The sequence below is a fragment of the Methanoculleus sp. SDB genome (assembly GCA_001412355.1).
GTDB lineage: Archaea > Halobacteriota > Methanomicrobia > Methanomicrobiales > Methanomicrobiaceae > LKUD01.
Window position 1 is genome coordinate 1 of record LKUD01000040.1, and the last position, 5,375, is coordinate 5,375.

5 protein-coding genes are annotated in these 5,375 nt (G+C 49.0%); 4 read left to right on the top strand and 1 reads right to left on the bottom strand.

The window, feature by feature from the left end:
* Positions 1-51 precede the first annotated feature (51 nt).
* On the top strand, positions 52-876 hold the full coding sequence (locus APR53_09640) for a hypothetical protein (GenBank protein KQC04784.1): 825 nt from the start codon (positions 52-54) through the stop codon (positions 874-876).
* A gap of 42 nt (positions 877-918) precedes the next feature.
* A complete protein-coding gene (locus tag APR53_09645) occupies positions 919-1,974 on the top strand; it encodes a hypothetical protein (protein KQC04785.1) in 1,056 nt (351 codons plus the stop codon).
* 180 nt (positions 1,975-2,154) lie between these two features.
* Here the strand turns inward: APR53_09645 and APR53_09650 are convergent, their stop codons facing one another.
* On the bottom strand, positions 2,155-2,787 hold the full coding sequence (locus tag APR53_09650; GenBank protein ID KQC04786.1) for a hypothetical protein: 633 nt from the start codon (positions 2,785-2,787) through the stop codon (positions 2,155-2,157).
* Positions 2,788-3,219: 432 nt separating this feature from the next.
* Between APR53_09650 and APR53_09655 the strand changes: the two genes are divergently transcribed.
* Together APR53_09655 and APR53_09660 are read left to right on the top strand one after the other, a co-directional pair.
* On the top strand, positions 3,220-3,585 hold the full coding sequence (locus APR53_09655) for a hypothetical protein (protein KQC04787.1): 366 nt from the start codon (positions 3,220-3,222) through the stop codon (positions 3,583-3,585).
* Positions 3,586-3,587: 2 nt separating this feature from the next.
* Positions 3,588-4,610 carry a hypothetical protein gene (locus tag APR53_09660; GenBank protein KQC04788.1) on the top strand — a complete coding sequence of 341 codons (1,023 nt, stop codon included), beginning with the start codon at positions 3,588-3,590 and terminating at the stop codon, positions 4,608-4,610.
* Positions 4,611-5,375 lie beyond the last annotated feature (765 nt).

A 5,375-nucleotide genomic window follows, 5' to 3' on the forward strand; every position in this document is an offset into this window, starting at 1 on the left:
TCCCAACATTTTTTTCAAAGTGATTATAATTACTTCCAGTGAGGTATTCCCATGGTAAACGCATATCTTGACGTTGGCATTCAAAGCCGGATGAACCGGATCATCAATCCGAAAGATAACCGGGTCGTGATGCTCGCGGTCGATCATCCCTATTTCCAGGGGCCGACAACGGGCCTGCGCAATATGAGCACCACGATAAAAACCCTCCTTCCCTACTGCGACTGCCTGATGACGACACGCGGGGCAGTGCGGAGCAATATCGCGCCCGAAGATCTCGGATCAAAACCCGTCATGCTGCGCGTCACCGGCGGAAACAGCGTTTTATTCGATGAGTTGAGTGACGAAAAGCTTACGGTTACCATACAGGAAGCCATCCGGATGGATGCGGCCGGTGTCGCGGTCAGCGTCTATGTCGGCTCTGCCAACCAGCAGCAGACGATTCTCAATCTTACCGATATGATCAGCCAGGCCGAAGAATACGGCATCCCCGTCCTGGCCGTCACGGCGGTGGGAAAGAACATGGCCCGGGATCTGCGCTATCTGTCACTTGCATCCCGTATGTGCCAGGATGCCGGGGCCCGGATTATCAAGACCTATTATTGCGAGGAATTTTCCCGGCTGGTCGATGCGGTCGCCCCGACGGCGGTCGTCGTTGCCGGGGGGAAGTATTCCAGTCCCCCCGACGCGCTCCAGATGGCCTACGACGCCATACAGGCGGGTGCGGCGGGCGTCGATTTCGGCCGTAATATTTTTCAGGATGACAATCCGGTCGGCATGATCCGGGCAATCCGTGCCATCGTCCACGACAACCACACCGTGAAGGAAGCGCTGGATATCTACAACGCCTGTCTGCCCGGTGCAACCAAACTCGACTAATTTTTTTTATTTCGGATAGATGTACTCTCCACGGGGAACAGCATGAAGGCAGCCGTCTATTATTCGAACAGCGACATCCGTATCGAGGATGTCGACGATGTCCCGGTCGGGCCGGGCGAGATCAAGGTCAGGATCATGGCCTGCGGCGTGTGCGGGTCGGATGTCATGGAATGGTACCGGATCCGGCGTGCGGGACGGCCCGGCGGTATCGGGGCGTTCGGCCACGAGTGCGCAGGAGTCATTGCAGAGGTCGGTGCCGGCGTCGACTCGAAATGGCAGGTGGGAGACCGGGTCGTGGTGACGCATCATGTCCCCTGCAACACCTGCAATGCCTGCATCCGCGGGCATACGACCGCGTGCACGACGCTGCAGACAACAAAATTCAAGCAGGCATACGGGGCGTTTGCAGAATATGTCGTGCTGCCTGCAATCAACGTGGACCGGGGCATCCTCCGCCTTCCCGATTCGGTTTCCTTCGATGCGGGAACCTTTGTCGAGCCCCTCGGCTGCGTGGTGCGGGGGCAGCAATGTGCTCCGACCGGTGATGGCCGGTCCGTCCTGATCATCGGTGCCGGCATCACCGGCCTGCTGCATGTCCAGGCGGCCCGGCTGCAGGGTGCGGGATTTGTTGCCGTCTCCAATCCGAGTCCGGAACGGTTGGCGATCGCCCGGAAATTCGGTGCCGATGCGACCATCTCCGCAAGAACGGAAGATGTTCCGGAAAGGTTTAAAGAATTAAACGGGGGATCGGGAGCAGACACCGTTATTATGACCGCACCGGTTCCCGTTTGCGTGAAACAGTCGCTCGAAGCAGTCGGGCCCGGAGGTACGGTCCTCTTTTTCGCCCCCACGAATCCTGACATCCAGTCCGAAATCAATCTCTGGAACCTGTGGCAGAAGGAGGTGACGATTACCCATTCCTATGCCGCCGATTTCCATAACCTCACAACGGCCCTGACATGGATTCAGCATGACAGGATCAATGTAAACGATATGATCACGCATGTTTTTCCCCTGAGAGAAACGGTTGAAGGTTTTCAATTGACGGCCCGGCACCGGGACGGGAGTTTGAAGGTTGTTATTCGGCCCCAGGAATAATAGTTCGCCCGTTTTTCTATCCGGAGCTGCGATAGCCGGGCCCATGCGAACTTGCGTTCTGACCCTGAACGAAACCGGGGTTTTCGTGCCGTGCCTGGCCTCCGGGCCAAGCGATTCGATGTAGGCCCGCACGGCATGGAAGAGAGCAGGAGCGCCGGCCCGGCCTGCGCATCTCTGCGTTCAACCGTTGAATGCCGGCAGGAGCGAGAAGATTTTTCTCTGGTCGGCCCTTGTGATGAAGTGCATGGGAATGATGAACTTCTTATTGCCGGTCAGGTCGAACCGCACGAAGAGCGGGACACGGGCCCCAAGATCGAGCACTGCGGAAATGACGTGTTCCTTGTACCCGTATTTAATCGCGGTGACATGCGAGAACGGGATCTTGCATTTGATCTTTCCCTTATGGTCCTGAAGATAGATGCCGGTACGCGTAAAGAGAAGCCGAGTGATATTCCGGTAGAGCTGCTGGTTGTGATACCCCCCAACAAGTGTGAATAAGCCAAAAATCCCGCAGGAAAAGAAACAGATGACGGCGGCGACAAACAGCAGAAAATTGTCGGTGACGAGGAAGAGGAAGGCGAATATGAAAAGACCGAATCCCGAAAAAGCGAAATAATCGATGTCCCTGTACCTTTTCAGGGCGATCTCACCCCTGATATCCATCGGCCGGGCCGAATCGATCGATTCGGCGCATGTGTCCGGGGCCCCGGCCGGGGAGGACGCCTCCGTTCCGCCCGCGGTCTTTTTGCGGCAGACAGGGCAGGATTTCAGTGTCTCACTAAATATCGTTCCGCATTCCGAACAAAGGCCCATGAAGGTAGTTTCAGAATAGCGAAATAAAAACATTAGGATATTGTATTTTGGCAGAATGCGAAATGGGATACGGCATTGGCGGTAACCGGCATATGCGGGAACGAATGGCGTTGTTTAGGCAAAGGACGCAATGTGATTCGTTCGTCGTTCATCCGCCATCCCGCGTCGAACGCCGGTGTGAAGCTGTTCTCCGGCCGCTTTTTCTACCCGGCGCTGTGGCAGCCGGGCTCCTGCGAACTGCATTGTGGCCTGGAACGCAATTTGGGTATATCTTCATTTCAGTTTGTTTGTTGTTACATCCAAGAAGATTCTTGGTTAATGTTTAGAGCCAATCTCTGAATTATTCTCGAAATCAGCAATCCCAAACATAAATAATATGTGGATTATAGTAATATTTTTATTTTATTAGTTTATATTGCCTCACGAAGGATCATGGAATTAAATTTGTATCTTGGGTCAGAAGAACTGTCGGATAATCAACTACAGAAACTTACTCGTGATCTATCGAAAGACCTTGCAAGAGAATCTAGCATCGAAGCAACAATTCCGGAGCGACCTGCGGAAAAAGGAATGAAAGGCGATCCAATCACGTTGGGATTACTTGCTTTGACACTTCTTTCTAGCGGCACTGTAGTTGCGTTATTCAATGTTCTGAAATCTTACTTTGAGAGAGACTCCACACTTGAAATTACCATAGAAAATCATGAGGGTAATAAGTATTCTTTCAAGGCACAAAATATGCGCCCTGACCAAATTGAAATGACAATGAATGAGGTAATAAACTACTTTGGAATCTGAATATGACCTCAAATCGATATGCAATCCTGATCGCGAGCAGCAAATTTATGGATAACCGGTTGAATAATCTCCGCTGTCCTCCAAAAGACATTGAAAAATTTGGAGAATTATTAGAATCCCCGAAGTATGGCAGGTTTACCAAGGTTGTCCGTTGTTTGAATGAACCTTCTCATGAAATCCTATTAAAAATAGAAAAGCTGCTTCAAGAAGCAAAAAAAGATGGTCTTGTGTTAATTTATTATTCAGGTCATGGTAAGCGGCAACAAAATACTGGTTCTCTTCATCTTGCAACATGTAATACTCAAGTGGATCACCTTAACTCGACATCTATCCCGGTAGAGACTGTTAAGGAATATGTCAAAACTGTGGGTCATACCGAAAAAGTTGCTTTAATCCTTGATTGCTGTTACAGCGGTGCAGCGGGTCAAGATTTCAAAAGCGGAGTGGATGATGAAATTGAGAAGCTAGGAAAAGACCGAGAAGGGCGAGGCATCTATATTTTAACGAGTTCGACTGAAAATGAAGTATCCAAAGAGCTAGAAAATGATGAATATGGCCTCTATACAAAATATATAATCAAAGGGATTGAAACTTGGAAAGCTGCAAATGATGATGGCAATGTCACACTGAATTCGTTACATGATTACGTAAAAGAAAAGGTATGGGATGAAAGCAAGCAAACACCAATGAAATCCTCCCTCTTGGAGGAAGGGGATATTGTCATTGCCAGCAACGATAGTATAAGGATTAAAAGTATTGAAAAGAAAATTTGGACCTCAGACGACGTCCAAGAATTTCTCGTTGAGAATCACCCTTTTGGGATTATGAAAAGAATTTTGTTGACTCTCAATGAGGCTGAATTAAAAGGGAATTCTCGATATTACATTGTAGGAGACCATTTCTTTTATCTCATTGAGAATGGTCAAATCCTGGGTTCAGGAAAAGCTCCATCAAGATCTGAGATTATGAAAATAATTAATCTTCAAAAAGAAAATATCGGAAATGCGGTGATCTGTGAGATTTAAAGGACTGAATGTGGGTAAGGAATAGAAGGAGCAAATAAACCCTTTCAATTTCTTTCATGTCGGATTTCAGGCGATAGAAGAAGCGGGAAAGGCATATAAACCGCTCTCACCGTTCACGAAAGATCCGCAGAGTATCGTCTATCTGCCGTTTATTGAGTATGATTCGGGAAAAGAATTGGAGGGCATTCAGTATTTCAAGCCGTTATCCCGGAAGATTCTTGATTATATACGGCATCCTGAGCACAAATTTGAGGGAGAAGAAGGATGTTTACAGAGTGTTGACGTCATCGTTGACGGTGTGGTTTACATCGGGCGAACAATATCGATGAGCAGGCAGTTGATGTAAAGCGGCCGCAGGTCTTTGTGAATAAGGAAGAGCATCGGGAGTGGATTTTGAATATGTCGTTTAAGGAGGGGGAAGCATTAGGAATAAATCATTGAACGCTTTGGAGAATGAAGAAGATAATTCAAAAAAAAAATAGGACAAATGATTAAATAAAATTCTTATCGAGATAATTCATGGAAGTGTACTCATTCTGCTGTAAATTCTGCCCTCGTATCCTGACATACCATCACCTCTGATCCAGATAAATACTTCCGCCCTGTGATCCACTCCTCATTGATATCCATCAATATGGCTCCGGCGAGACGGAGGAGTGAATTGTCATTTGGAAACGCTCCTATTGGCCGGGATCGTCGTTTCAGTTCCTTATTGATCCGCTCGAGGAGATTCGTGGTCCGGATTCTCCTCCAGTGCTCCTGCGG

What these genes read in the sequence shown, in the direction of transcription:
- APR53_09640 (KQC04784.1), top strand. Translation starts at nt 52, where the DNA reads ATGGTAAACGCATATCTTGACGTTGGCATTCAAAGCCGGATGAACCGG.
- APR53_09645 (KQC04785.1), top strand. Translation starts at nt 919, where the DNA reads ATGAAGGCAGCCGTCTATTATTCGAACAGCGACATCCGTATCGAGGAT.
- APR53_09655 (KQC04787.1), top strand. Translation starts at nt 3,220, where the DNA reads ATGGAATTAAATTTGTATCTTGGGTCAGAAGAACTGTCGGATAATCAA.
- APR53_09650 (KQC04786.1), bottom strand. Translation starts at nt 2,787, where the DNA reads ATGGGCCTTTGTTCGGAATGCGGAACGATATTTAGTGAGACACTGAAA.
- APR53_09660 (KQC04788.1), top strand. Translation starts at nt 3,588, where the DNA reads ATGACCTCAAATCGATATGCAATCCTGATCGCGAGCAGCAAATTTATG.